This is a genomic window from Streptomyces sp. NPDC059373, from assembly GCF_042751495.1.
GTDB lineage: Bacteria > Actinomycetota > Actinomycetes > Streptomycetales > Streptomycetaceae > Actinacidiphila.
Genome location: NZ_JBHYXC010000001.1, coordinates 114,510 through 139,222 on the forward strand (window position 1 = coordinate 114,510; position 24,713 = coordinate 139,222).

Consider the following 24,713-nt stretch of genomic DNA (forward strand, 5'->3'; position numbering starts at 1 on the left):
CCCGCCGGGCGAGTCAAGCCACGGCCTCACCCCATGGTACGGGGCCCGGGCCGACTCGGCCGCCCGGGCAGCCTCGGCAGGGCGCCCCGGGGCCGTGAAACCGCACACCACCGGCTGCGTCATGGTTCCGTAAACGCGCTGTCCGCAGGGATCACTCGTCTGTCATGATCCCGGCCATGTCCAGCAGCGCATCGAACACACTGCCGCCCGCGCCCGCCAAGAAGCGGCGCCGCTCGCCCGCCCAGCGGCTCCTCATCGTCCCGGCCGCCGCTTTCGGGGCGTACCTGGGCATCCGGGGGGCCGACACGGGCGGGCCGGTGGGGCCGCTGACCTTCTTCCTCGGGACGGTACTGGGGCTGGAGCTGCATGTCCTGCTGTCGCTGGCGCTGAGCCGGTGGTCGGGGATGGCGCTGGTGTCGATGGCGGTCGGGGCCGGGAAGTGGCTGGGCTCGACGCGGGTGGCGGGGCGGTTGCTGATGTTCAGGCTGGTGCCGATCGTGCCGTTCATGACGTGCCTGCTGCTGGTGCGGGCGCGGAAGTGGCGGCTGTGGACGGGGGTGGCGGGCGTCCTGGCCGTCGAGGCGGCGCTGGCGGTGACAGTCTTCATGAGCTCGCCGGCGCTGGGCGCGGGCCTCGGCTTCGTGGTGGTGGCATTGCTGCTGAGCAAGCCGGGGACGCCGATGTCCACGTTCTGGACGCTGTTCCGGCTGCCCTTCGGTGACCAGGAGCGGCGTCTGGAGGAGTGGACGTACAGCCCGGCAGTGCTGGAGGCGGCGAAGGAGATGCTGGCGGGCCGTGTCGGCGCGGCGCGGGCGGCACTGGGCGAGTCGGACGGGAGCCGGCGGTGGCTGGGCACGGCGTGCACGCTGGCGCTGGCGGAGGGCCGGTTCGCGGAGGCGGCCGAGCAGGCGAACGAGCTGTACGCCAGGTCGGACGCGGCGCAGCTGAAGGCCGGGGCGCTGCAGGTGTACGCGGCGGCCATGGCGGACGGGGTCGCGGCGGGGCACTGGCAGCCGCACGAGGCGCTGCCGCAGTTCGCGGCGACGATGCAGACGATCCGGGACACGCAGCCGCTGCTGCTGCGGGTGACCGATCTGGGGGCGACCGAGTCGCTGCTGAAGCAGTGGCCGGCGCAGGCGGCCACCCAGGCCGCGTACGCCGCCCGGATGGCGCCGGACGCGTTGTCGCGGGCGCGGGCGCTGTGCACGCAGGCCGTGGCGCTGGCGTATGTCGGCAAGGCGGACAAGGCCCGCGAGGTGCTGGCGGCGGCGGAGCGCACCGCGCCCGGGCTGGCCCGGGTCGCGGTGGTCGGTCAGCTGCTGGACCGTACGGCTGTGGTCACTTCTTCGTGAAGCCCAGGTCCTGGTAGCGCGGGGTCGCGAAGCCGAAGGCTCCGGCGTTGGCGACTCCGGTACGCAGGGCGACGAGCTGGGGTCGCTGGTAGAGGGGGATGGAGCCGGCGGCGGCCCAGATGCGGGCGTCGGCGCGGGCGGTGAGGTCGCGGGCGGCGCCGTGGTCGAGCTCGCCGGCGGCCTGGTCGAGGAGCTGGTCGATCTGGTCGGTGCCGACGCGGGTGTAGTTCTGCTCGACGGTGAGCGTGCCGTCGGCGGCCGGCTCCGGCTTGGCGAAGATCGGGCGGTCGTCGGTGGCCGGGTAGGCGGTGCCGGGCCAGGAGTAGAGGGCCAGGTCGAAGTCACCGGAGGCGATGTGGTCGCGGAAGAAGCTGTCGTCGGCGACCCGGGTGATGTCGGTACGTACGCCGATGGCGGCGAGCATACGGGCGATCCGGACGCCGACCCGGTTGAGGGTGATGGACGACTCCGGCAGGACGAAGCGCAGGGTGAGGGCCTTGCCGGTCCTGATGCTGCGCATGGCCGGCGCCGCGCCCTCCGCCGCCGGCTGCACCTTGGCGGGCCGCCAGCCCGCGTCGGCCAGCAGCGCCTGCGCGGAGGCGGCGTCCGCCGTGCCGAGGGCGGAGCTGTGGTCGGCGTAACCTTCCTGCGTCGCGAGCAGCAGGTGGTTGCCGAGCGGCTTCGAGGGCAGGCCGAGCGGCTTCAGTACGGAGTCGGCGATGGCCCGGCGGTCGATCGCCCGGGCCACGGCGTGGCGTACCCGCTCGTCGGCGAGCGGACCGGCGGCGCCGTTGAGGGCGAGCTGGGACCAGGCGGCCTCGGCGGTCTTGCGGATGGCCAGCTTCGGCTTCTCGGCGTCGGCCTGCTTGCGCAGGGCGGCGTACGCGGACGGCTCGATCTCCGCCACGTCCAGCGTCCCGGCGGCCAGCGCGGCGGGCCGCCTCGCCGCCGGCACGGCGGCCAGCACCAGCGTGTCCAGCTTGGCCCGGTCGCCCCACCAGGCGGGATTGCGGGCCAGGGTGACCGTGCCGCCCTTCGGGGACACGTTGCGTACGGAGAACGGCCCGGCGGAGGCGGGGAGGCCGTGCCGGGCGGCGTCGTTGAAGGCCGTGGCGCTGCCGGTCACGGAGGCCGGGTACAGCGGCGCGAAGAGCGACTGCCAGTCCGCGTACGGCTTGGCGAAGGTGACCCGGACCTCGTGGGGCTCCTTGCCGGGCTCGACCGACTCGATGCGGTCGTACCCGGCATTGCGGGCGGTCCAGTAGGCGTCGTCCTTGCCGCGCAGGGCCTTCCACTGGGCGGCGAAGTCGGCGGCGCCGATGGCCCGGCCGTCGGTCCAGCGCGCCTTGGGGTTGAGCCGGTACGACACGACCTGCCTCGGCTCGGTGGTGGCCACGTCCGCCGAGTCGAGGTAGTCGGCGTCCCGCTGCGGGCGGCCCCGGCCGTCCAGCCGGAACAGGGTCGGCAGTACGGCGCCGGCGACCAGGCTCGTGGTGCCGTCGGCGCCTGCCTGGAAGGCGTTCAGGGTCGCCGGTACGGAGTCGACGGCCCAGCGCATGGTGCCGCCGTCCCGTACGGCGTCGCGCGGTGCCGTCGCGACATCGGTGCCGGCGGCGGCGTCGCCACCGGCGGACGAGCAGCCGGCGAGGGCGAGCGCGGCGACGGCGGCGATTGCGGTGCCGGTGGTGGTGACGCTGCGGGACATCCTGACGTACCTCCGCACGCGGGGCCATGATCACTTCGCGGTATTTGCCGCTTATCGCACCTACTGAAAGCGGAGCGCGGCGCTGCGCCGGGCCGACACGGCGTGCGGGGGGCGCGTGCCACCCGGGCGGCCCAACGTGGGTGGCTGCGGTGTCGTCGGCGGCCTGCGGCCCGGTGGCCGGGCTGTGCCGGCCCGTTCCGCTGGGGAAGGCTTGCGCACGCCCCCGGGACAGGGCGTCCGTGGCGCCTGCGTGGGAGAATCGGTGCAGATCTCTTCCCAAGCGCGACTGTGACGCGCGACACTCTCCTGGCGCCGGCATCGCGCACCCGCAAAGAGGCGGAGGTGAGGGCAGCCATGTCCCTGCAGGACGACCTTTCATCGGTTCAGCGTCGGCTCGACGATCTCAACAAGGCCGTCGCGCGGCTGGAGCAGCACGTCGGCAGCGCCAGCGTCGACATGCGCCGCGTGCGAGCCGATACCGAGCATCTGCGCGAGGACCTCGCGCTTCTCCAGCAGACCGCGCCACAGGGCGGCGGCGCCGGTGCGCCGGCCCGCCCGGAGATGGTGACGATCCCGGACGCGCCGTACGACCCGAAGCTGTGGTCCGGGGCGGAGGACGAGGGGCTGGGGTCGCCGTACGGGCACGCGCCGTAGGCGGCACGCACGCGTCGCCATAAGAGGCGCGAGACGCCGCCGTAACCCCCCACCCGCACTCCCCGGGAGTGATCCTTGGCCACCGGAACAGAGCCGCATACCGATGCCGCGCGCCGCGGCGTACTGACGACGGGGCGCGCGGCGATCGCGGCCCGGCACCTTCGCACGGACCGGTGGTGGGTGCCACCGCTGGTCACGGCGCTGGGGCTGGGGGCGTTCGTCGTGTATTCGACATGGCGCGCGTTCGCGAACACGAACTACTACAGCGAGCCGTATGTCTCGCCCTTCTACTCCCCCTGTCTGGGCGCGAACTGCGTGGACATGCCGCTGGGCGCGCGCTGGCCGCTGTTCGGCGAGTGGTGGGGGCTGTCGCCCGCCCTGCTGGTGCTGATCTTCCCGCTGGGCTTCCGGCTGACGTGCTACTACTACCGCAAGGCGTACTACCGGGGCTTCTGGGCGTCGCCGCCCGCCTGCGCGGTGGCCGAGCCGCACGCCACGTACACCGGCGAGACCCGCTTCCCGCTGATCCTGCAGAACATCCACCGCTACTTCTTCTACTTCGCGATCCCGGTGGCGGGGATCCTGACGTACGACGTCGTGCTGGCCTTCCGCGACACGCACGGCAACTGGGGGCACGCCGGGCTCGGCACGCTGATCCTCGTGGTCAACATCGTGCTGATCTGGGCGTACACCTTCTCCTGCCACTCCTGCCGGCACATCGTCGGCGGCCGGCTCAAGCACTTCTCCAAGCACCCCGTCCGCTATCGCCTCTGGTCCTGGGTCGGGAAGCTCAACGCCCGTCACATGCTGCTCGCGTGGGCGTCCCTGATCAGCGTGGCGGTCGCGGACTTCTACGTCTTTCTCGTCGCGAGCGGCGCATTCAATGATCCGAGGTTCTTCTGATGACGCAGGTCGAGCGGCATACGTACGACGTCGTGGTGATCGGCGCGGGCGGGGCCGGGCTGCGCGCGGCCATCGCGGCCCGGGAGCAGGGGCTGCGGACCGCGGTGATCTGCAAGTCGCTGTTCGGCAAGGCGCACACCGTGATGGCCGAGGGCGGCATCGCGGCGAGCATGGGCAACGCCAACTCCAGCGACAACTGGCAGGTCCACTTCCGCGACACCATGCGCGGCGGCAAGTTCCTCAACCAGTGGCGGATGGCGGAGCTGCACGCCCGCGAGGCGCCGGACCGCGTATGGGAGCTGGAGACCTGGGGCGCGCTCTTCGACCGTACGAAGGACGGCCGGATCTCGCAGCGCAACTTCGGCGGCCACGAGTACCCCCGGCTGGCGCACGTCGGTGACCGCACCGGCCTTGAGCTGATCCGGACCCTCCAGCAGAAGATCGTCTCGCTGCAGCAGGAGGACTTCAAGGAGCTCGGGGACCACGAGGCCCGGCTGAAGGTCTTCCAGGAGTGCACGGTCACCCGGGTGCTGAAGGAGGGCCCGAGGGTCTCCGGGGTCTTCGGGTACGTACGCGAGAGCGGGCGCTTCTTCGTCATCGAGGCGCCCGCCGTGGTGCTGGCGACGGGCGGCATCGGCAAGTCCTTCAAGGTGACGTCCAACTCGTGGGAGTACACCGGGGACGGGCACGCGCTGGCGCTGCTGGCGGGGGCGCCGCTGATCAACATGGAGTTCGTGCAGTTCCACCCGACCGGGATGGTCTGGCCGCCGTCGGTGAAGGGGATCCTGGTCACCGAGTCGGTGCGCGGCGACGGCGGGGTGCTGCGCAACAGCGACGGCAAGCGGTTCATGTTCGACTACATCCCGGACGTCTTCAAGGAGAAGTACGCCCAGAGCGAGGACGAGGCCGACGGCTGGTACGCGGACCCCGAGCACCACCGCCGACCGCCCGAGCTGCTCCCCCGCGACGAGGTGGCCCGCGCCATCAACTCCGAGGTCAAGGCGGGCCGCGGCTCCCCGCACGGCGGGGTCTTCCTGGACGTGTCGACCCGGCTGTCGGCGGAGGAGATCAAACGGCGGCTGCCGAGCATGCACCACCAGTTCAAGGAGCTGGCGGACGTCGACATCACCGCCGAGCCGATGGAGGTCGGCCCGACCTGCCACTACGTCATGGGCGGCGTCGACGTCGACCCGGATTCCGCTGCCGCGACCGGCGTCCCCGGCCTGTACGCCGCCGGTGAGGTCGCCGGCGGCATGCACGGCTCCAACCGGCTCGGCGGCAACTCCCTGTCCGACCTGCTGGTCTTCGGCCGCCGGGCCGGGCTGCATGCCGCGCAGTACGCCGCCGGGCTGGGCGCGGCCGGCCGCCCGCTGATCGCCGACGAGCAGATCGACGCGGCCGCCGCCGAGGCCCTGCGGCCCTTCAGCGCGGAGGGCGGCGACCCGGCGGCCCCCGAGAACCCGTACTCCCTCCACCAGGAACTGCAGCAGACCATGAACGACCTGGTCGGCATCATCCGCCGGGCCGAGGAGATGCGCGAGGCCCTCACCCGGCTCACGGCGCTGCGGCTGCGGGCCCGGCGGGCGGGGGTGGAGGGCCACCGGCAGTTCAATCCCGGCTGGCACCTCGCGCTGGACCTGCGGAACATGCTGCTGGTCAGCGAATGCGTCGCCCGCGCCGCTCTGGAACGTACCGAGTCGCGCGGCGGCCACACCCGCGACGACTACCCCGAGATGGACCGGCGCTGGCGCAAGGTCAACCTGGTGCTCGGGATCGCCGACGCCGAGGACGAATTCGGGCAGGTCTCCCTCATCCGGCGGGACATGCCGCCCATCCGCGGTGACCTGCAGGCCCTCTTCGAGAAGGACGAACTGCTGAAGTACCTGACGGACGACGAGGTCGACGCGTGAGCACCTACACAGCGCACTTCCGGGTATGGCGGGGCGACACCGAGGGCGGCGCCCTCCAGGACTTCGACGTCGAGGTCCACGACGGCGAGGTCGTCCTCGACATCGTCCACCGCATCCAGGCCACCCAGGCCGGCGACCTCGCCGTGCGGTGGAACTGCAAGGCGGGCAAATGCGGTTCCTGCAGCGCGGAGGTCAACGGACGTCCCCGCTTGATGTGCATGACGCGCATGTCGGTCTTCGGGGAGGACGACGTCATCACGGTCACCCCGATGCGGGCCTTCCCCGTCGTGCGGGACCTGGTCACCGACGTGTCCTTCAACTACGCCAAGGCCCGCGAGGTGCCCGCCTTCGTGCCCCCGGCCGGGGTCGCGCCGGGTGAGTACCGGATGGCGCAGGAGGACGTCGCCCGGTCGCAGGAGTTCCGCAAATGCATCGAGTGCTTCCTCTGCCAGGACACCTGCCACGTCGTGCGCGACCACGAGGAGAACAAGGCCGCCTTCGCCGGCCCCCGCTTCCTGATGCGTATCGCCGAACTCGACATGCACCCGCTCGACGCGGCCGCCGAAGCCGGCCTCGACCGCAAGTCCTCCGCCCAGGACGACCACGGCCTCGGCTACTGCAACATCACCAAGTGCTGTACAGAAGTCTGCCCCGAGCAGATCAAGATCACCGACAACGCGCTCATCCCCCTCAAGGAACGCGCCGTCGACCGCAAGTACGACCCGCTGGTCTGGCTCGGCAACGTGATCCGCCGCCGCGCCTGACCGCGACACGACGGACGGAGTCCGGCGCAGCCGTCCGAAGCTGGGGTCCCCCCTGCACGAAGTGCTTGGGGGAGCAGCGCCCGCGAGGACGGCATGAAGAGAGGTGCCGACCCGCTGGTCCGGCTCGGCAACGTGATCCGCCGCCGTGCGTGACGTCGGCCCGGACCGGAAACTCAGAAGAGGCTGAGCAGTTCCTCGGCGGTCATCTCGCGGGTCGACTCGTCGCCGGGGAGCGGCAGTTCGAACCAGACCGTCTTGCCGCGGTGGGTGCGGCGGGAGCCCCAGGCGGAGCTGAGGAGGGTGACGAGCTGGAGGCCGCGGCCGCCCTCGTCGGTGTCGCGGGCGCGGCGGCGGCGGGGCTGGACGAGGGCGTCGTCCCAGACCTCGCACACGAGGGTACGGTCCCGGAGCAGCCGGAGGCGGATGTCGCCCTTGCCGTGCCGGAGGGCGTTGGTGACGAGCTCGCTCACCAGTAGCTCGGTGGTGTCCACAAGGGCTTCGAGTCCCCAGGAGACGAGCCGGTCGCGGGTCAGTTCACGCGCCCGGGCCACCGACTTCGGGTTGGGCTCGAGCGTCCAGTCGCCGACCGAGTCCTCGGCGAGGCCCTGGACGCGCGCCATGAGGAGGGCGATGTCGTCCTCTCCGTGGGCCGTGTCGAGCTCGGCGAGTATGTGGTCGCAGACGTCCTCCAGGGGCCGCTGGGGGTCGTCCAGGGCGGCGCGGAAGGCCATGAGGCCCTCGTCCAGGGGGTGGTTGCGGGATTCGACGAGGCCGTCCGTGTAGAGGGCGAGGAGCGCGCCGTCCGGGAGGTCGACGTCGATCTCCTCGAAGGGCTCGCCGCCGACCCCGAGCGGCAGGCCCGAGGGGACCTCCAGAAGCAGGGCGGGCTCGCCGGGCTCCACGATGGCCGGCGGGAGGTGGCCGGCGTTGGCGATGGTGACGCGGCGGGTGACGGCGTCGTACACGGCGTACACACACGTGGCGAGGTAGACCTCGGACAGGTCGGAGGCGTCCTTGTCGCGGGCGCGGCGGCTGCCGCCCTCGGCCGGGCCGCCGAGGCCGCGGGCGACCTCGTCCAGGGCCGTGAGGACGTCGGCCGGTTCGAGGTCGAGCAGGGCCAGGGTGCGCACGGCGGTGCGGAGTTCGCCCATGGCGACGGCGGCGCGCAGGCCGCGTCCCATGACGTCGCCGACGACGAGGGCGGTGCGGTGGCCGGGCAGTTCGATGACGTCGAACCAGTCGCCGCCGACCTCGGTCTCCATGTTGCCGGGGAGGTAACGGCAGGCGATGTCCAGCCCGGCCGCTTCGGGGTTGCCAGGGGGCAGGAGGCTGCGTTGCAGTATCAGCGCGCGCTCGTGTTCACGCCGGTAGAGCCGGGCGTTGTCGATACAGACGGCGGCGCGGGAGGCCAGTTCCTCGGCGAGCATGCGGTCCCGCTCGTTGAAGGGCTCGCTGCCCTTCGCACGGGAGAACTGCACCAGCCCGAGCACGGTGTCGCGGGCGACCATCGGCACGGCCAGCGTGGACTGGACGAAGCTGTCGCCCTCGTCGGGCTCGGGCACCTGGGTCTGCGCCGTACGCAGCGCACTCGCGAAGGGCGAGGAGAACGGGTAGCGGTGCACCGCACCGACCGAGACCGGGCCGACGGGGACGGGTTCGTCGCCCTCCTTGACCGGCGGGAGGAGTCCGACCGGGGCGTCGGAGACCGCGCTGGCGAAGGCCACCCGGCGGATCTCGCCGCTGCCGTCGGCGGTACCGACCGGGCCCTCCTCGCCGGACAGCAGGGACTGGTAGAGGTCCACGGACGCCAGGTCGCAGAAGTGCGGCACGGCCACGTCCAGCAGCTCGCGTGCGGTCGTCTCCAGGTCCAGGCTGCTGCCGATCCGCCGGCCGGCCTCGTTGAGCAGCGCGAGATTGCGCCGGGTGTGCGCGGCCTCGCGCTCCGCGCGCTGACGGCCCGTCACATCCTGGGCCAGGCCCGCGACTCCGATCGGCCGCCCGCTGCCGCTGTGCAGCCGGTAGAGCGACATCGACCAGCGCCGACGGCTGCTCTGGCCGCCGCCACCGTGCTCGCCCCGGTCCCCGCGGTCCCCGGGCACCGTACCGATCAGCGTCATGTTCAGCACCGGGTCGCCGCTCTCCAGGACCTGGCGCAGCGCGGCGGTGAGACGGTCGCCCTCGACCCGGGAGAGGAAGTCGTAGGCAGTGCGGCCGCTGTAGTCCTTGACGGGCTTTCCGAAGGTGTCCGCGAACCGTTCGTTGACCCGCAGCAGCTTCAGATCCGTGTCGAAGAGGACGAAGCCCATCGGGGACTGCCCGAACACCGCCTGCGAGGACGCCAGGTCGGTCTCGATCTGCCGCAGTGCGCGCACGTCGACCGCGATACAGAGTGCTCCGCGCCCCCCGGTCTCGTTCTGCGAGGGCATGACGTAGATCTCGGCGAGCCCCTCCTGCCCGGAGGCGTCGTGGTAGGGCACGAGGCCGATCCACTCACGGCCGTCGAGTATCTGCGCGACGCGGTCGTGGGCCCGGTCCTGTACGTCCTGCGGTACGAAGGCCGCGATCGGGTCCTTGCCCAGCGCCTCGTCGGCGGTGACTCCGAAGAACTCCTCGGCGCGCTCGCTCCACTGCTCGACGCGGCCGTCCGGACCCAGCGAGAAGGACGCGACGCGTATGTAGTCGTAGATCGATCCGGGCGGGCTGGACTGCCAGACGTGCTGGCGCAGTGCCGCAGGGGTTCGGGGCTCTTGGCCACCCGATGGCTCAACACTCACGCCCGACCCCTCCAGCTCACACATACGGACCGGCTCGTGCCGAGTATTCAGCATTCACCCCGTTCCGCACATGGTCTTGTCGATCACAGCATCATCTCAGCACATACGCATACCGCTCCGTGCGCAGTTCAACTACCCTGCCCAGCCTGCGCCGACGCCTCCGGGAGGGGGCGCGTTGGTGAGGTGATGCGTCATGCCCTGGCCGGGAGCGCCAGCTCGAACCAGACCGTCTTGCCGAGGGAGCCGTGCCGGGTGCCCCAGCGGCGGGAGGCGCGGGCGACGAGCTGGAGGCCGCGGCCGCCCTCGTCGTCCTCGGTGGCGGAGCGCTCGCGCGGGGGGTCGGGGAGCGGGTCCGACACCTCCACCAGGAGCGATGTGCCGCGCACCATACGGACGCCGATGGGCCCGTGCGCGTACCTCAGGGAGTTCGTGACGAGCTCGCTGACCAGCAGTACGGTGACGTCGGTCAGCGCGTGGAGCCCCCACTCGGCGAGCGTCTCGCGCACATTCCGCCGCGCCTGCCGCACGGCGCTCGGATCGGCGGCAAAGGTCCAGGAGGCGGTGGACCCCTCGGGGAGGCTGCCGAGGCGGGCCATCAGCAGCGCTACGTCGTCGGGTTCGCGGCCGGGGGCCATGCTGGCGAGGAGGTCGTCGCAGGTGTCCTCCAGGGAGTCGTCGGCCCGGAAGCGGCGCAGGACGGCGACGAGCCGGTCGATGCCCTCGGAGATGTCCTCGCCGCGCGCCTCGACCAGGCCGTCGGTGTAGAGCACGAGCACCGCGCCGTCGGGCACCTCGACCTCCGACGACTCGAACTCCACGCCGCCGACGCCCAGCGGCACACCCGCCGGGACGTCCAGCTGCCGTACCTCCGCCTGGTCGCCGGGGCAGACCAGCAGGGGCGGCAGATGGCCGGCTCTGGCGACGGCGCAGCGACGGGTCGACGGGTCGTACACCGCGTACACACAGGTTGCCATCCACCCCTCGGAACGGCTCTGCGCGAGGTCGTCGCCCAGGTCGTTGACCCGGCGCAGCAGTTCGTCCGGGGCCATGTCCAGCCCCGCCAGCGTCCTGACCGCCGTACGCAGCCGCCCCATGGTCGCCGCCGCCCGCAGCCCGTGCCCCATCACATCGCCCACGACCAGTGCGATCCGCCCGCCCGCGAGCGGGATGACGTCGAACCAGTCGCCGCCGGCCGCCGCCCCTCTGCTCCCGGGCACATAGCGGAAGGCCAGCTGGAGCCCGGGCGGCTCGGGCATGCTCTGCGGCAGCAGGCTGCGCTGCAGCATCAGGGCGCCCTCGCGCTCGCGTACGTACAGCCGGGCGTTGTCCAGCGCCGCCCCTGAGCGGTCGGCGAGCTCCATCACCAGCGCGAGGTCGTCCTGGTCGAAGGGCTCCCGGCCCTCGATACGGCTCACCACGAGCAGCCCGAGCACGATGCCACGGGCGCGCAGCGGGGCAACCAGCAGCGAGTGCACACCGAGATCGACGGCGGCCTGGATCTTGGGATCCCCCGGATAGGTCGTGCCGCGCAGCTGTTCCTCGCCCTCGACCATCTGCGGCTTGCCGGTGTGCAGCGCCGTGCCGAAGATGCCCTCGGACGTGACCTGGATGACCTTGCCGATCCCGAGCATCTGGTCGACCAGCGGGCTCTCCTTGATCTTGCCGATGCCCAGCTGCCGCATGGCCGTGCTCTCGCTGTAGGGATGCAGTGGCAGCTCTCCGCCGTCCGGCACGGCGGGGTGCAGGATCACCCCGCTGAAGTCGCTGAACCGGGGGACGAGGGCCTCGGCCAGCACCTCCGCGATCCGCCGCACGTCGAGCAGGTCCGAGAGCTGTGACCCCACGTCGTTCAGCAGCGCCAGCCGCTGTCTGGCCCGCTCGATCTTGGCGTGCGCGAGCTGCCGCTCGGTCACGTCCATCACCGTGCAGCTGATGCCGAGCACGTGGCCCGCGCGGTCCTCCAGGCGGTGGTACGAGACCGATCGGTGCCCCTTGCCGGTCGCGGCCGGCATGATGAAGTCGATCACCGGGCGGCCGGTGGCCAGCACGTGCTTCTGGAGGATCGTCAGCTCCTCGGCCACCTTCGGATGCACGATCTCCTCCGCCCTGCGGCCGAGGTGCTCGGCGACCGGGCGGCCGTTCATGACGGCCAGGGCCTCGTTGACACGTACGTAGCGCAGATCGGTGTCGAAGATCGCGACGCCGAGCGGTGAACTGTCGAAGAGGCTGTCCAGCGCGGCCAGATCGTGCTCGAGCGTCTGCAGCCGGCTGGTCTCCGCGATCGACGCCAGGACGAAGGGGCGGCCGTCCCCGTCCACGAGCAGCGACGCCCGGGCCTCGACCTGTACCGCGTGTCCGTCGCGGTGCCGCAGTGACAGGATCCCCGTCCACCGGCCGGCCCGCAGCAGTTCAGCGAGGATCTGCTCGGCCGGCCCCGGGGCCGGCACCGCGGCCATCCGTCTCGCGTGCGCCCCCGCCCCGTCCGTGACCAGCAGCCCGGTGAGCCGGCGCCCGACGATGTGCTCGCCCGCCCAGCCCAGGATCTCCTCCGCCAGCGGGCTCCACAGCAGGACCCGGCCGCTGGTGTCCAGCATGACCACGGCCACCCGCAGCGTGTCCAGCAGCGTCCCCGCCTTGCGCGCCCCCTCGGCGTACGGCCCCGGGTGCAGTCCCGCCCCCTTCCGAGCACGCGCGTTTCCCGCCCCCGGCGCCCCCGGCTCCTCCAGGGCCTCTCCGGTCCCACTGTCGTCAACGCTGGCGCTCACGCCCTCCACATCCCGACCGGGTCGGGCCGGCTTCCCGGCCATTGGCGGATCAATCCCCCCATACCCGATATTCCGCTCGCGCTACCTCCCCGCCTCCGACGGCCTGCCGCTCCGGACCAGCCGCGCCGCCGCCCAGGCGACCGCGGGGCGGTCCTGGTCGAGCCAGTCGACGGAGTCGATGTCGTCGGGGGTGAGCCAGCGCAGCTGGTCGTGGTCCTCGAGGGGTTCGGGGGTGCCGGCGAGGATGCGGGCGGTCCAGACCTGGAGGACGTAGCCGGGCTTGGGGAGGGGCCACTCCCCCGGGACGGGTTCGAGCGGTTCGGCGTGGATGCCGAGTTCTTCGCGGAGTTCGCGTACGAGGGCCTTCTCGGCCGACTCGCCGGATTCGACCTTGCCGCCGGGGAGTTCCCAGCGGCCCGCGAGTTCGGGCGGGGCGCTGCGGCGGGCGGCGAGGAGGCGCCCCTGGTCGAAAAGGGCCGCACCGACGACGACCACACGCTCAGTCATGCGCGGCACTCTATGACGCGCGCTGGTCTATTCGCTCGATCACGTACAGCTGCCGGTGACCCCGGGCGTCGAGCGCGTCCGCTATGCGCTCGGCCTCCTCGCGGGTGGCGTAGCGGCCGACGCGATAGCGGTTGCCGTTGTCGTCCTGGCGGATGACGACCCAGAGGAGCTCGCTCATCGGGCGGCTCTCACCCCCTCGATGTCGCGGAGGTGGGCGACGTTGGCGAGGTCGTCCGCCTCCCGGCTCGGCGCGCCGGCGAACCAGGCGTCGAGGATCTCCTTGAGCAGTGGCTCGCTGGTCAGCCGCAGGCTCAGGGCGAGGGCGTTGGCGTCGTTCCAGCGGCGGGCGCCGTCGGCGGTGTAGGCGTCGGTGCAGAGGGCGGCGCGTACGCCGGGGAGCTTGTTGGCGGCGATGGAGGCGCCGGTGCCAGTCCAGCAGCAGACGACGGCCTGGTCGGCCTGGCCGTCGGAGACCGCCTGCGCGGCGGCCTCGGCGCTCCAGGCCCAGTCGTGCCGGTCACCCGGGCGGAGGGCCCCGTATGCGAGCACGGTGTGACCGCGCAGTCGCAGCTCGTCGATGACGGTGCGGGCGACAGGCTCGTCGATGTCCGAGGAAACGGCGATGCGCATATGCCGGAGCCTACGCCCGAACGTCACACCGCGGACACGTTCGGACGGGAATCGACTCGAACGAGCCATGTTCCGTATGGGAGTTGACTGATTCGGTCCGGCGAGATCAGGACCGGACGACCGACCCGGACGCCACGTACATCACTTGACCGGCATGTGATACGCCACCCGGTAGCGGTCGGCCGGGACGACCAGGTCCGCCGTCTCCACCGGCAGCCCCGAGGCGTAGTAGGTCCGCTGGATCTCGATGACCACATGCCCCGGGACCCCGCCCAGGAGCGAGGTCTCCTCCGCGAGCCCCGGGCGGGCGCCGACGTCCTCGGCCACATGGTCGACGACCACATCCAGGGCCGCCATGCGCTGCACGACACCCTGCCCGCCCACCGGGCCCTCCTCGGGCAGCATCGCGGGGGTCCGGCCGGTGACCGCCAGCGGCTCCCAGGAGGTGGAGAGCATCATCGGTTCGCCCTCGGTCCGGAAGAGGTAGTTGGTGCGCATCACCCGGTCGCCGGGCTGGATGCGGAGCCGCTCCGCGATCCGGGCCGTGGCCGTGGCCTGGACACTGCTGGACTCCCATGTGCCCTTGAAGCCCTCGTCCGCCTGCTCCTGCCGGAAGGGCGTGGACTGGCCGGTGGCCGGGTGGTAGCCCGTCCGGATGATCCGGCGCGGCTCCGGGCGTTCGCGCACGTACGTCCCCGAGCCCGAGCGGCCCTCGACGAACCCCTCGGCCATCAGCACCTTGCGCGCTTCGAGGGCGACGGTGTCCGACACCCCGTACTCGGTACGGATGCGGGCCTGGGAGGGAAGCCTGGTGTGCGGCGGGAGGGTGCCGTCGAGGATCTTCCGTCGCAGATCGTCGGCGACGCGAAGGTACGCGGGCTGCTCACCGAAAGGCACGTGCCACTCCCTCGGGTTGACGGACAGCAACAGCTTCGCAACTGAGGGTGGTCAACCGCAAGTCATGGCCAGAGATTTACGCAGTGTCAGCCCAGCAGCTCGAAGCACGCGATGGCCGCGCGGGCGTGCTGCTCGGCCTGGTGCCGGACCGGGATCCACCGGGCGCGGTGAGCCGTCTCGTACGAGCGGCACCAGTCGGTGACGAGGTGTTCGAGGCGCCCCCGCATCTCCGCGAGGGCGAAGGAGGGCTCGGCCACCCCGCGTACGAAGCGCAGCAGCATGGACGCGGCGCGCAGCGGCAGCCGCTGCGTGTAGATCTCGACGCTGCTCACCCGGGCCCGGGTCATCACGGGCAGCGGCGGCCCGCCCGGGCGGAGCAGGGCCGGATCCCAGTCGGCGGCGAGCTGCGGGCCGACCGCGGCGATCTCGGCGGCGGCGCGCAGCAGGGGCCCGGCGTCACGGCCGGCGACGAGAGGGCGGACCTCGGCGATGAGCCGCTGGACGAGATGGCTGCCGTGCCGCAGGGTGTCACCGGCGGTGCGCAGGGCCCCCTCGGCGGCGGGGTGCGGCGAGATGTCCGAGGCGCTGTCGCAGCCCCACATCGGGACCTCGGCGATCGCGGTGACGCCGCCGTAGCGATGGAGATACGTCCACGTGGAGTGGTCGGCGTCCTCGCGGGAGCGGGATCCGCTCGGCGGCGGCATGACGTAGACCCCGGGTCCTGGGCTCGGCCAGTGGAAGGCGTCGGAGGAGCCCGCCTCCAGGGGGATGTCGAACTCCGCGGCGGACTTGGCGATGCGCTCGGCCAGCCGGGGGATGTCGCGGGTGAGCTGTACGAAACTGCCGCCGACGTCGATGCCGTGCAGGGAGATCTGCAGCACCGGACGCAACTCGTCGATGACCTGTATCAGCGCCCGCGTCTCGGGCAGGGCACCGCTGAGCCGGCCGTCGGCCGCCAGCCACTCGGGCTGCTCGGCGGCGCACGGTCGGAAGAAGTGCCGGTAGTGGCCGAGCATGGTGAACTCGCCCTCGGGGACCGCCTCGTTGAGCCTCGCGCCGTCCGGGTCGGCGCAGAGCAGGAAGTGCCAGGCCGCGTCGGCCCCGGCCAGCAGCCGGTCCTCGCCGCCGACCCGCTCGGCGAGCCGCAGGACGGTGGCGCCGCCGACCATCTCATTGGCGTGCGGGCCTGCCACGACCAGGACATTGCGCTGCCCGTGCCCCATGGACAGCAGCCACAGGGGCTCCCCCGCCCGGGACCTTCCGACCTGACGCAACCGGCACAGCTCCGGGCTGCGGGAGGCCAGTCGGCGTGCTGCTGCGGTGACCTCGTCCACGGTCGGATATCGATCGCAGGCGAGGCCTTCCCCCCATGCCTTCATTCAGTTCCCCCGGGACGCGCTGGTGCAGTCTTTGACTGGATTCTTCCAATTCGCCCTTACCGGAGGCTAGAGCGCGTCGGAGCGCGGTTTTTTTTGCGGCTCGGTTCGCCTCCGCCGCGCTCGGTCACTGTCGACAGTCGATCGTGCTCGCTCGCTCGTTCCTCGCGAACTGCGCGCGTTCTCCTTTTCGACAGCGACCGCTCCGCTTCGGCTCACTCGCCGACCCGGAACCGCGGATCCCTGGGTGACCGGAGGGCAATAGGTAAGGGGCGCGCCCTCCTAGGACGCGCCCCTTACAACACACGAACCGTCAGTGGCGGCGGGCCGCCTGACGGCGCCGGGTGGCGAACAGCACGCCCGCGCCGGCGGCGACCAGGACGGCCGCACCGGCCGCGAGGGCGCCGGTGCCGTTGCTGCCGGTCTCGGCGAGGTCACCGGAGGAGGCGCTCGCGGAGGCGGAGGCCGCGACGTCCGAGGCGGAGGCGGAGGCGGAAGCAGCCGGGGAGGACTCGCCCGAGGACGGCGTGGTCGACGCCGACGCGGACGGGGTGGCCGACTCGGACGCGGAGGCGGACTCCGAGGGGCTGCTGGACGGGATGACCTGCGCGGTGCAGTCCTTGGTGCCGCCGTTCCACCACGCGATCTTCTTGTCGCCGATGACCGCGTGGTCCGGGCCCTCGGGGAGATCGCCGTGCGTGTAGCCGTCGTTGGCGTTGTAGTCGCCGTCGTACTTGGTGTTGCCGTAGTACAGGTCGACCTGGGCGAAGCAGCCGACGTCCGGGAAGGCGACGTCGAGCGTGTCGGTCTGGCCCGACTTCACGGTGGCGGTGTCCCAGTCGTGGAAGACCTGCTTGCCGGAGGTCTCGAAGGTCGCGCCGTGCGTACGGTACGAGGCCAGGGAGGCCGTGCAGGACGCCGAGTCCGAGGAGGTCCGGACCTTGACGTGGACCTTGCCGTCGTCGCCGGCCTTGAGGTTGATGTCGTCGACCTTGACGGAGGCGTACCAGTTGGTGCCGTCGACGGAGAACTCGCACTTGTCGGTGGAGGTCTTCGTACCGCCGCCGTTACCGGGCTTGTAGCCGGCCGGGGTGCCCTTGTTCCAGCCGCTGCCGCCCTCGCAGGCGTACGCGGCGGTGGACCCGGCGACAGAGAGAGCGAGAGCTGCGGCGCTTACGCCGAGCAGCCGCCGCATGGTGACACGTCTCGATATGGACATGCAGTTACCAATCTGGCGATACGTGGCCCGGAGCGCATCGAAAACGGCAGCCCTCCCCGTACTAGGACAGGCCGAAAGCAGTGCTGGGCGGGGGTGGTCGAGGTAACACTGGACACTGAGGCCACAGTGGCATCACGCATCGTGGACGCTGTCGTCGAACGCTGTCAACCCGCGTGTCCGGTATATCGGATGGATTCCGTAAAGACTCTTCACGGCACGTCAACCGGTCGCCCGATAGCTCCGCTTGATGCCCTGACCGGCGGGCCGGCGGCGCCGGAAAGCGGTCAGGCGGTGAACCCCACATGGACGTGGTCGTGGTGGGTGTTGTCGGAGAAGAACTGACCGCCCGAGCCGCCCGAGCCGCCCGACAGCTGCACCGGGCCGCCCACGTTGTACGAACCGGCCGCCGCCGCGTCCCGCATGAAGGACTCCACCAGCCCCCGGGACGTAACCGGGTCGACCACCGCGTGCCCGTTGATCTGCCAGACGTCGAAGGCCCGGCCGAGCGGATGGTCGCTGGGCCGGCTGGTGCCGAACACATCCAGCGGATGCCCGGAGCGGACCACGCTGATGTACATCCGGTACGTCCCGGCCAGATCCAGCAGCGCCCGCAGCACGCTCGCGTGGATGTTCCCGCTGCGGATGTCGGCCTCCGCCGCGGGCGGCAGGACGATCCGCGAGTCGGCCAGCACCCGCCGGGCGGCGCTCGGCAGCGACTTCGCGGCACCGCCGGGCCGCGCAGGGTGCAGCGCGGTCACCCTCCACCGGGGCTGCGCGCGGCTCAGCCGTACGTCGACGGTCGTGCCGCCCGTATGCCCGGCCGTCCACTGCCGGCACACCACCAGCACGCTCGCCGAGTCCGCCAGGATCCCCCCGTACTGCGCGTCGACCACCTGCAGCGCCGCCTCGTCCGCCGCCGGCAACAGCGCCCCGGCCTCCTCCACCAGCGACCCCGGCGCCCCCAGCGCCGCCACCCTCTTCTTCGCCGCCGCCACCCCGCCCTGCCCGGCACCCCACGCACCGATGGCCTCCACGACCTGCACGGCGCGCAACTTCACGGCAGGGTCCACGTCATCCCGGTTCGGCCGCCACACCGTGGTCGCGGGCAGGGCGGAGGACGGCGACGGGGCCGGGGACGGCGACGCGGAAGAAGCCGACGGCGTCACCGACCGCGACGATGCGACGGACGGCGTCGGACCGGCCTGCGTCCTCGACGTCCCCGAGCAGCCCGCCGCGCCGATCAACAACCCGCCCACGCCGAGCAACAGCGCCCGCCGGTCGACCGGATGTCCCATGCCGCGCCTCCCTTACGTACGAGTCCACCGTACGGCGGTGGGTGCGATGGGACCGGGTCGCGGCTACGTGCCCAGGGCGGCGATCTCCACCGACAGCAGCAGCCGCTGTGTCGGGTCGCGGAAGGACAGGCCGAAGGTCTGCTCGGCCCTGCGCAGGCGTTGCCGGAGGGTGTTCTGGTGGATGTGGAGGGCCGCGCTGGCCGGTACGACGTCGCCGAAGTGGCGTAGGTAGGCGGCCAGGGTGGTGAGGTAGTCGGTGCCGTGCTCGGCGTCGTGGGCTGCGATCTGCTCGGCGGTGCCGGTGCGGAGGTCGTCGTTGTCGCGCACGGTGGCGAGGAGGCGTCGGAGCACCAGATCGGCGCGCAGCTCGTGTGTGCGGTAGGTGCCGGGGGCCGCGCGTTGGTCGTGGAGGTGGTCGAGCGCGGCGTCGATGTCACGGCGTGCTTCGCGCAGGGCGGCCGGCGAGTCGACGGCGCCGGAGCGCACGGAGGTGTAGGTGCGCCGAAGGGATCGGCGGGCGCGGTCCGCGAGGTGGTCGAGCAGGTGGTCCACCGGTACCGATGCGGGGGCGGCGGTCGGGAGGAGGGCGTAGAGCCGGTCGCCGATGAGGGTGGCGACCGGGTCGTGCCCCAGGGAGCGGCCGTCCAGGGTGATGAGGTCGAGCATCCTCATCAGGTCGGCCCGCATCCGCATGGTGTCGTCCCCGTCCCCCGCGGCGGCCTGGTGGACGGGCGGGGAGGATTCGGCCAGGCCGAGCAGGACGGCGGGCAGCCGGATCCCGGTCAGGCGGTCCGTCGGCGCCCCGGTCTCGAGGGCGGACCGCAGGGCGCGGTTGCGGCTGTCCTGGTCGTCGTCGACCTGCCTGCGGAGCGCGAGCATGTGCAGCGCCGCGACCCCGGCCGCTTCGCGCAACGTTGCCTCGTGGTCGCCGACCGGCCGCCGGTCGGCGTCGGCGAACGCCACCCAGAGCGAGCCCAGGACGTCCTGGCCCACCCTGATCACCACGGCCAGGCGCGGCAGGTCGCCGGGCCGGTCGCGGCGTACGACGGCGTCACTCCTCCACAACTCCTTGTCCAGGTGGTCGGCGACGGCCTCCTGGGGCACCTGCCTGCCCAGGATTCCGCGCCTGCGGGTCTCGTCGATGGGCTGGTCCGGCAGGTTGGAGTAGGCGACGAGGACCTGGTGGGTGTCCATGATCGCGACGGCGCCGCCGACGATCGCGGCGACCGCGTTGGCGAGGGCGAACAGGTCGCCGCCGGGGAACCGGCGATCGTCGGTGCCGGGGCCGGCCGAGCGCGCGGCGAGCAGCGTGGTCACCATGTGCTGGATACGGGTCCACGGCACCCGCGGGTCCATCGCCAGCACGGTGACTCCCCGCTCCGTCGCCCGGTCCACGAAGCCGGTGGGCGCGGGGAGCGCGCACTTCACGGCGAGGGCACTCCGGTGATCCACGGCGGTGCGCAGCGCGGCGTCGGCTGCCGTGTCGTCGGCCGGATCGAGTCCCACGGCGAGCAGCAACTGCCCGGGCGGCAGGTCGCCGGCCGCCTCCGGGCAGTCGAGGAGTTCGACCCCTTCGATGGCCGGCGCCTGGGCACCGCCACCCGCGAGCACGGTCACCACGTCCTCGGGCATCGAGTCGACGAGCTGTGCCAACGGCAGTGACGTCATCCGTACTCCTCACGGGTGATGTCGGACCCGACATCCACGCCCATCACCGAGTGTACGTTTCGACATTGCTCCTGGGGTTCCGGCATCCCATGCTCGAGCTCAGCGCACCGCGACCCGAAGGAGCCGGCGTGACCGTTCTGACGCACACCCCGAACCGGCAGACCCCGGCGTCCATGAGCGACGCCGAATGGCAGGCGAGGCTCGAACTGGCGGCCTGCTACCGGATTTTCGATCATCTGGGCTGGGTCGAGATGATCTTCAACCACATCACGCTGCGAGTCCCCGGTGAAGAGGACAGCCTGCTGATCAACCCGTTCGGCCTGATGTACCAGGAGGTCACCGCGTCGAACCTGGTGAAGATCGATCACCAGGGGAACATCCTCTCCGACTCGCCCTGGCCGGTGAACGAGGCCGGGCTGCTGATCCACACGACCCTGCACGCGAGCCGCCCCGACGCCCGGTGCATCATGCACACCCACACCACGGCCGGCACCGGCGTGGCCTGCATCGGTGACGGCCTGGACCCGGACAACTTCTACTCGGCCCAGCTGTTCGAGATGGTCGCGTACCACGACTTCGAGGGCATCACCGTCGATCCGGAGGAGCAGCCGCGGCTGGTCGAGGACCTGGGCGACCGCAATCTGATGATCCTGCGCAATCACGGGCTGCTCGCGCTGGGACCGACCCTGCCCGCCGCGTTCTCGGCCCTGTGGACCCTTCAGCGGGCCTGCGAGATCCAGCTCGCGGCGGGATCCACCGGCCGGCCCCTGGCCGAGGTCAGCCGCGAGGCCGCGGTCCGGTCGACGAGGGAGTCCTTCCAGCTGGGGGACCGTACCGACGCGGGCCGGACCCTCTTCGACGCGCTGCGGCGCAAGATCGACCGTATCGATCCGTCCTACCAGAGCTGAGGGATGGCCTTGAAGATCTCGATTGTCGGACCGGGTGCCGTCGGAGCGACCTTGGCCGCGTCTTTCACCGCCTCCGGCGCGCAGGTGTCCCTGCTGGGCGCGCCGGGCGCTCAACTGGACGCCATCGTCGAGCACGGGCTGCTGGTGGACAGTCCCGGCCGCAGCGCCCGGTACCGCCTCGCCGCCTCCGACGACCCCGCGCGGCTTCCCGAGCCGGAGCTGGTGGTCATCTGCGTCAAGGGCCAGGACCTGTCCGCCGCCGTCGCACGCGTCCGGCCGTGGATCGAGGCCGGTGCCGACGTGCTCGTGGTGGCCAACGGCGTCCCGTGGTGGCTGCTGGCCACCGTGAGCGCCGCCGATCCGGTGATCCGGAGCGTGGACCCGGACGGCGGCCTGCTGGAACTGCTGCCGCCCATCCGGGTGATGGCCGGTGTCGCGCACTTCAGCAGTTCCGTCCCGGCGGCGGGACACGTGACGCATTCCAGCGGCGACTGCCTGATCATCGGCGACCCGCTCGGCGGGGTCTCGGCCCGTGTCGACCGGTGCGCCAAGGCGCTGTCCGCGGGCCCGGTCCGTGCCGAGGTCAGCGCGGACATCCGTACGGCGATCTGGGAGAAGCTGCTCGGGAACGTGAACCTCAACCCGGTCAGCGCGCTGACCGGCGGGACGGTGCTGGAGATCCTCGAGCACCCCGATCTGCGCGCGCTGTGCGCCGCCATCTTCACCGAAGCGGCCGAAGTGGGCGCGCGGTTGGGCATCCCCACCGCGATGTCGGCGGACGAGCGGCTCGACGTCGCCCGCCGGCTCGGCGCCTTCCGCACCTCGATGCTGCAGGACTCCGACCGTGGCCGGCGCCTGGAGACGGACGCCATTCTCGGCGCCGTACGGGAACTCGCAGGGCGCACCGGCGTTCCCAGCCCGGCCATGGACGCGGTCGACGGCCTGCTGTCCCTGCGCGAGCGGATCCGCCACGCGGACCAGGGACAGGAGCCCGGCTGATGGCCCACCCGCTCGGCACGACACCGTCGAAGATCATCGCCGTGCACCTCAACTACCGCAGCAGGGCGGCGGAACGCGGACGCGTGCCCGACCGGCCGTCGTACTTCCTCAAACCGCCGTCGTCGCTGGCCGGCAACGGCGACCCGGTCCACCGGCCGCGCGGCTGCGAACTGATGGGGTTCGAGGGCGAGATCGCCCTGGTGATCGGCCGTCGCGCACACCGGGTCGCCCCGCAGGACGGCTGGCGGTACGTCGCCTACGTGACCGCGGCCAACGACGCCGGAGTGTACGACCTGCGCCACGCCGACCGCGGCTCCAACCTGCGTTCCAAGGGCGCCGACGGCTTCACCCCGATCGGCCCGAGGCTGCTGGACGCCGAACGGCTCGACCCGGCGGCGCTGCACCTGCGTACCTGGGTCAACGGCGAACTCGTCCAGGACGACACCACCGACACCCTGCTGTTCCCGTTCGCGGATCTGGTCGCCGACCTGTCGCGGCTGGTCACGCTCGAGCCCGGCGACGTCATCCTCACCGGCACACCGGCCGGCGCGTCCGTCGTCTCGCCCGGCGACACGGTCGAGGTCGAGGTCGGCGACGGCACCGTCAGCACCGGCCGGCTGCGCAACCGGATCTCCGAGGCCGATCACGACCTGGAGGCCTGGGGTGCGATGCCCAGGGCCGATGAGGCCGAGCGCGCCGCGGCCTGGGGCGCGGCGTACGAGCCCGAACCCCTGCTGGACAAGCGGATCGAGCAGGGACTGCGGGACCTCGCCGTGGCCACGCTCAGCGCGCAGCTGCGCAAGCGCGGCCTGGTGCAGTCCAGCATCGACGGGGTACGCCCCACGCGGCCCGGCGACAAGATGGTCGGCGTCGCCCACACGCTGCGCTATCTGCCGCTGCGCGAGGACCTGTTCCAGCGGTACGGCAACGGAATGAACGCCCAGAAGCGGGCCATCGAGGAGCTGCGGCCCGGCCAGATCCTGGTCATGGACGCCCGCCGGGACACCACGGCGGGCACCCTCGGCGACATCCTCGCCCTGCGCGCCCTGCGGCGCGGAGCGGCCGGGGTCGTCACGGACGGGGCGCTGCGCGACAGCGCGGTGGTCGCCGAGCTCGACCTGCCGGTGTACTGCGGTGGCACGCACCCGTCCGTGCTGGGCCGGCGCCACGTCCCCTGGGACACCGGAATCCCGATCGCCTGCGGCGGGGCCCTGGTCCAGCCCGGCGACCTCCTGGTCGGCGACGCCGACGGCGTGGTCGTCGTGGACCCCTCGCTCGCGGAGGAGCTGATCGCCGACAGCGCCGAGCAGGAGTCGCAGGAGCGCTTCATCACCGAGCAGGTGCGGGCCGGCCGCTCGATCGACGGCCTGTACCCGCTGGGCCCGGACTGGCAGGGACCGTACGAGCAGTGGCGTGTCAGGCGCGCACAGCAGGGAGAGACCGCATGAAGTTCCGCAGCGACCCGGCCGCCATCCGGGGTTCCATCGCCCCCGTCGTCACCCCGTTCACCGACGACGGAGCCGTCGACCACGACAGCCTGCGCGGGCTGGTCAGCTGGCAGCTGGAGTCCGGCTCGCACGGCATCTCGCTGGGCGGCTCCACCGGCGAACCCAGCGCGCAGAGCACCGCCGAGCGGATCGCCGCCATGCGCACCGCGACGGAGGCGATCGCCGACCGGGTGCCCTTCCTGCCCGGCACCGGCTCGCACAAGCTCGACGAGACCCTGGAGATCACCGCCGCCGCCCGCGACCTGGGCGCGGACGCGGCCCTGGTCATCACCCCCTACTACGCCCGCCCCACGCAGGAGGCGCTGTACCAGTGGTACGCCACGGTGGCCCGGGAGTTCCCCGACCTGCCGCTGGTCGTCTACAACGTGCCGTCCCGCACCGCGGTCGACATCGCTCCGGAGACCGTCAGGCGGCTCTTCACCGACTTCGACAACATCGTCGGCGTCAAGGAGACCACCAAGGACTTCGAGCACTTCTCCCGGGTGCTGCACGCCTGCGGCCCCGAGCTGCTGGTGTGGTCGGGCATCGAGCTGCTGTGCCTGCCGCTGCTGGCCCTGGGCGGGGCCGGCTTCGTCAGCGCTGTGGCCAACCTGGCGCCGGCCGCGGTGGCGCGGATGTACGAGCTGTGGGAGGCGGGAGACCCCGAGAGCCTGGCGGCCGCCCGCGATCTGCACTTCCGCCTGCATCCCCTGGTCGACCTGCTCTTCGTCGAGACCAATCCGGCTCCGGCCAAGTGGGTGCTGCACCAGCAGGGGCGCATCGCCTCCCCGCACGTACGGCCACCGCTCATCACCCCCACCGAGCCGGGACTTGCCCGTATCCGGGCGTATCTCGCCGAGGGCGCCGACCTCGTCCAGCCCCTCGTCCAGCCCGTCTGAC

Annotated in this window: 20 protein-coding genes; 9 read left to right on the forward strand and 11 right to left on the reverse strand. The window is 72.0% G+C overall.

The features are described from left to right. Positions 1-176 precede the first annotated feature (176 nt). Complete coding sequence (locus tag ACFXJ5_RS00545) at positions 177-1,352, forward strand: hypothetical protein (RefSeq protein ID WP_384624823.1); 1,176 nt, start codon at positions 177-179, stop codon at positions 1,350-1,352. On the opposite strand, the gene ACFXJ5_RS00550 is transcribed toward ACFXJ5_RS00545, so the two are convergent. Then, the gene (locus ACFXJ5_RS00550; protein ID WP_384624826.1) at positions 1,339-3,057 is read right to left on the reverse strand and encodes an ABC transporter family substrate-binding protein; all 1,719 of its coding nucleotides are present in this window, start codon (positions 3,055-3,057) and stop codon (positions 1,339-1,341) included. The two genes, ACFXJ5_RS00545 and ACFXJ5_RS00550, sit on opposite strands and share 14 nt — an antisense overlap. Before the next feature lie 354 nt (positions 3,058-3,411). Here ACFXJ5_RS00550 and ACFXJ5_RS00555 point away from each other — a divergent pair, with 354 nt between their 5' ends. The 4 genes from ACFXJ5_RS00555 to ACFXJ5_RS00570 all read left to right on the forward strand — a co-directional run bounded on the left by ACFXJ5_RS00555 (position 3,412) and on the right by ACFXJ5_RS00570 (position 7,288). Further along, complete coding sequence (locus tag ACFXJ5_RS00555) at positions 3,412-3,711, forward strand: hypothetical protein (RefSeq protein ID WP_384624828.1); 300 nt, start codon at positions 3,412-3,414, stop codon at positions 3,709-3,711. A gap of 75 nt (positions 3,712-3,786) precedes the next feature. Continuing rightward, a complete protein-coding gene (locus tag ACFXJ5_RS00560; protein WP_384624831.1) occupies positions 3,787-4,614 on the forward strand; it encodes a hypothetical protein in 828 nt (275 codons plus the stop codon). Next, complete coding sequence (locus ACFXJ5_RS00565; protein WP_384624834.1) at positions 4,614-6,524, forward strand: fumarate reductase/succinate dehydrogenase flavoprotein subunit; 1,911 nt, start codon at positions 4,614-4,616, stop codon at positions 6,522-6,524. The genes ACFXJ5_RS00560 and ACFXJ5_RS00565 overlap by 1 nt, the downstream gene beginning before the upstream one ends. Then, on the forward strand, positions 6,521-7,288 hold the full coding sequence (locus ACFXJ5_RS00570; protein ID WP_384624837.1) for a succinate dehydrogenase/fumarate reductase iron-sulfur subunit: 768 nt from the start codon (positions 6,521-6,523) through the stop codon (positions 7,286-7,288). The genes ACFXJ5_RS00565 and ACFXJ5_RS00570 overlap by 4 nt, the downstream gene beginning before the upstream one ends. Positions 7,289-7,461: 173 nt before the next feature. On the opposite strand, the gene ACFXJ5_RS00575 is transcribed toward ACFXJ5_RS00570, so the two are convergent. From ACFXJ5_RS00575 to ACFXJ5_RS00620, 10 genes are all read right to left on the reverse strand, one after another. Beyond that, entirely contained in the window at positions 7,462-10,086 is a 2,625-nt protein-coding gene (locus ACFXJ5_RS00575; RefSeq protein ID WP_384626488.1) for a SpoIIE family protein phosphatase, read from the reverse strand. Positions 10,087-10,253: 167 nt separating this feature from the next. Next, a complete protein-coding gene (locus tag ACFXJ5_RS00580; RefSeq protein WP_384624839.1) occupies positions 10,254-12,827 on the reverse strand; it encodes a SpoIIE family protein phosphatase in 2,574 nt (857 codons plus the stop codon). An 81-nt stretch (positions 12,828-12,908) separates the two neighbouring features. After that, on the reverse strand, positions 12,909-13,334 hold the full coding sequence (locus tag ACFXJ5_RS00585) for a (deoxy)nucleoside triphosphate pyrophosphohydrolase (protein ID WP_384624842.1): 426 nt from the start codon (positions 13,332-13,334) through the stop codon (positions 12,909-12,911). 10 nt (positions 13,335-13,344) lie between these two features. Then, entirely contained in the window at positions 13,345-13,512 is a 168-nt protein-coding gene (locus tag ACFXJ5_RS00590) for an SPOR domain-containing protein (RefSeq protein WP_384624845.1), read from the reverse strand. Next, complete coding sequence (locus ACFXJ5_RS00595; protein ID WP_384624848.1) at positions 13,509-13,964, reverse strand: RpiB/LacA/LacB family sugar-phosphate isomerase; 456 nt, start codon at positions 13,962-13,964, stop codon at positions 13,509-13,511. The genes ACFXJ5_RS00590 and ACFXJ5_RS00595 overlap by 4 nt, the downstream gene beginning before the upstream one ends. 141 nt (positions 13,965-14,105) lie before the next feature. Beyond that, on the reverse strand, positions 14,106-14,861 hold the full coding sequence (locus tag ACFXJ5_RS00600; RefSeq protein WP_384624851.1) for a GntR family transcriptional regulator: 756 nt from the start codon (positions 14,859-14,861) through the stop codon (positions 14,106-14,108). 86 nt (positions 14,862-14,947) lie between these two features. After that, positions 14,948-16,240 carry a M14 family zinc carboxypeptidase gene (locus ACFXJ5_RS00605; protein WP_384624854.1) on the reverse strand — a complete coding sequence of 431 codons (1,293 nt, stop codon included), beginning with the start codon at positions 16,238-16,240 and terminating at the stop codon, positions 14,948-14,950. Between the two features lie 310 nt (positions 16,241-16,550). Beyond that, positions 16,551-17,456: an LAETG motif-containing sortase-dependent surface protein gene (locus ACFXJ5_RS00610; protein WP_384624857.1), complete on the reverse strand. Its 906-nt coding sequence runs from the start codon at positions 17,454-17,456 to the stop codon at positions 16,551-16,553. A gap of 284 nt (positions 17,457-17,740) precedes the next feature. Next, positions 17,741-18,751, reverse strand: a complete 1,011-nt coding sequence (locus tag ACFXJ5_RS00615; protein ID WP_384624860.1) for a hypothetical protein — start codon at positions 18,749-18,751, stop codon at positions 17,741-17,743. Between the two features lie 63 nt (positions 18,752-18,814). Further along, entirely contained in the window at positions 18,815-20,419 is a 1,605-nt protein-coding gene (locus tag ACFXJ5_RS00620) for a PucR family transcriptional regulator (protein ID WP_384624863.1), read from the reverse strand. A 128-nt stretch (positions 20,420-20,547) separates the two neighbouring features. Between ACFXJ5_RS00620 and ACFXJ5_RS00625 the strand changes: the two genes are divergently transcribed. From ACFXJ5_RS00625 to dapA, 4 genes are read left to right on the forward strand one after another with little or no spacing between them, the layout of a single operon-like run. Further along, a complete protein-coding gene (locus ACFXJ5_RS00625) occupies positions 20,548-21,327 on the forward strand; it encodes a class II aldolase/adducin family protein (RefSeq protein ID WP_384624866.1) in 780 nt (259 codons plus the stop codon). Between the two features lie 3 nt (positions 21,328-21,330). Beyond that, positions 21,331-22,326, forward strand: a complete 996-nt coding sequence (locus ACFXJ5_RS00630) for a ketopantoate reductase family protein (protein WP_384624869.1) — start codon at positions 21,331-21,333, stop codon at positions 22,324-22,326. After that, complete coding sequence (locus tag ACFXJ5_RS00635; RefSeq protein WP_384624872.1) at positions 22,326-23,774, forward strand: fumarylacetoacetate hydrolase family protein; 1,449 nt, start codon at positions 22,326-22,328, stop codon at positions 23,772-23,774. Before ACFXJ5_RS00630 ends, ACFXJ5_RS00635 begins: the two co-directional genes overlap by 1 nt. Continuing rightward, complete coding sequence (gene dapA / locus ACFXJ5_RS00640; RefSeq protein ID WP_384624875.1) at positions 23,771-24,712, forward strand: 4-hydroxy-tetrahydrodipicolinate synthase; 942 nt, start codon at positions 23,771-23,773, stop codon at positions 24,710-24,712. Before ACFXJ5_RS00635 ends, dapA begins: the two co-directional genes overlap by 4 nt. The last annotated feature ends 1 nt before the right edge of the window (position 24,713 follow it).

Excerpts from the sequence above, each read along its gene's own strand:
- ACFXJ5_RS00545 (WP_384624823.1), top strand. The coding sequence starts at position 177 with ATGTCCAGCAGCGCATCGAACACACTGCCGCCCGCGCCCGCCAAGAAG.
- ACFXJ5_RS00550 (WP_384624826.1), bottom strand. The coding sequence starts at position 3,057 with ATGTCCCGCAGCGTCACCACCACCGGCACCGCAATCGCCGCCGTCGCC.
- ACFXJ5_RS00555 (WP_384624828.1), top strand. The coding sequence starts at position 3,412 with ATGTCCCTGCAGGACGACCTTTCATCGGTTCAGCGTCGGCTCGACGAT.
- ACFXJ5_RS00565 (WP_384624834.1), top strand. The coding sequence starts at position 4,614 with ATGACGCAGGTCGAGCGGCATACGTACGACGTCGTGGTGATCGGCGCG.
- ACFXJ5_RS00575 (WP_384626488.1), bottom strand. The coding sequence starts at position 10,086 with ATGTGTGAGCTGGAGGGGTCGGGCGTGAGTGTTGAGCCATCGGGTGGC.
- ACFXJ5_RS00585 (WP_384624842.1), bottom strand. The coding sequence starts at position 13,334 with ATGACTGAGCGTGTGGTCGTCGTCGGTGCGGCCCTTTTCGACCAGGGG.
- ACFXJ5_RS00590 (WP_384624845.1), bottom strand. The coding sequence starts at position 13,512 with ATGAGCGAGCTCCTCTGGGTCGTCATCCGCCAGGACGACAACGGCAAC.
- ACFXJ5_RS00595 (WP_384624848.1), bottom strand. The coding sequence starts at position 13,964 with ATGCGCATCGCCGTTTCCTCGGACATCGACGAGCCTGTCGCCCGCACC.
- ACFXJ5_RS00605 (WP_384624854.1), bottom strand. The coding sequence starts at position 16,240 with ATGAAGGCATGGGGGGAAGGCCTCGCCTGCGATCGATATCCGACCGTG.
- ACFXJ5_RS00610 (WP_384624857.1), bottom strand. The coding sequence starts at position 17,456 with ATGTCCATATCGAGACGTGTCACCATGCGGCGGCTGCTCGGCGTAAGC.
- ACFXJ5_RS00615 (WP_384624860.1), bottom strand. The coding sequence starts at position 18,751 with ATGGGACATCCGGTCGACCGGCGGGCGCTGTTGCTCGGCGTGGGCGGG.
- ACFXJ5_RS00620 (WP_384624863.1), bottom strand. The coding sequence starts at position 20,419 with ATGACGTCACTGCCGTTGGCACAGCTCGTCGACTCGATGCCCGAGGAC.
- ACFXJ5_RS00630 (WP_384624869.1), top strand. The coding sequence starts at position 21,331 with ATGGCCTTGAAGATCTCGATTGTCGGACCGGGTGCCGTCGGAGCGACC.
- ACFXJ5_RS00635 (WP_384624872.1), top strand. The coding sequence starts at position 22,326 with ATGGCCCACCCGCTCGGCACGACACCGTCGAAGATCATCGCCGTGCAC.
- dapA (WP_384624875.1), top strand. The coding sequence starts at position 23,771 with ATGAAGTTCCGCAGCGACCCGGCCGCCATCCGGGGTTCCATCGCCCCC.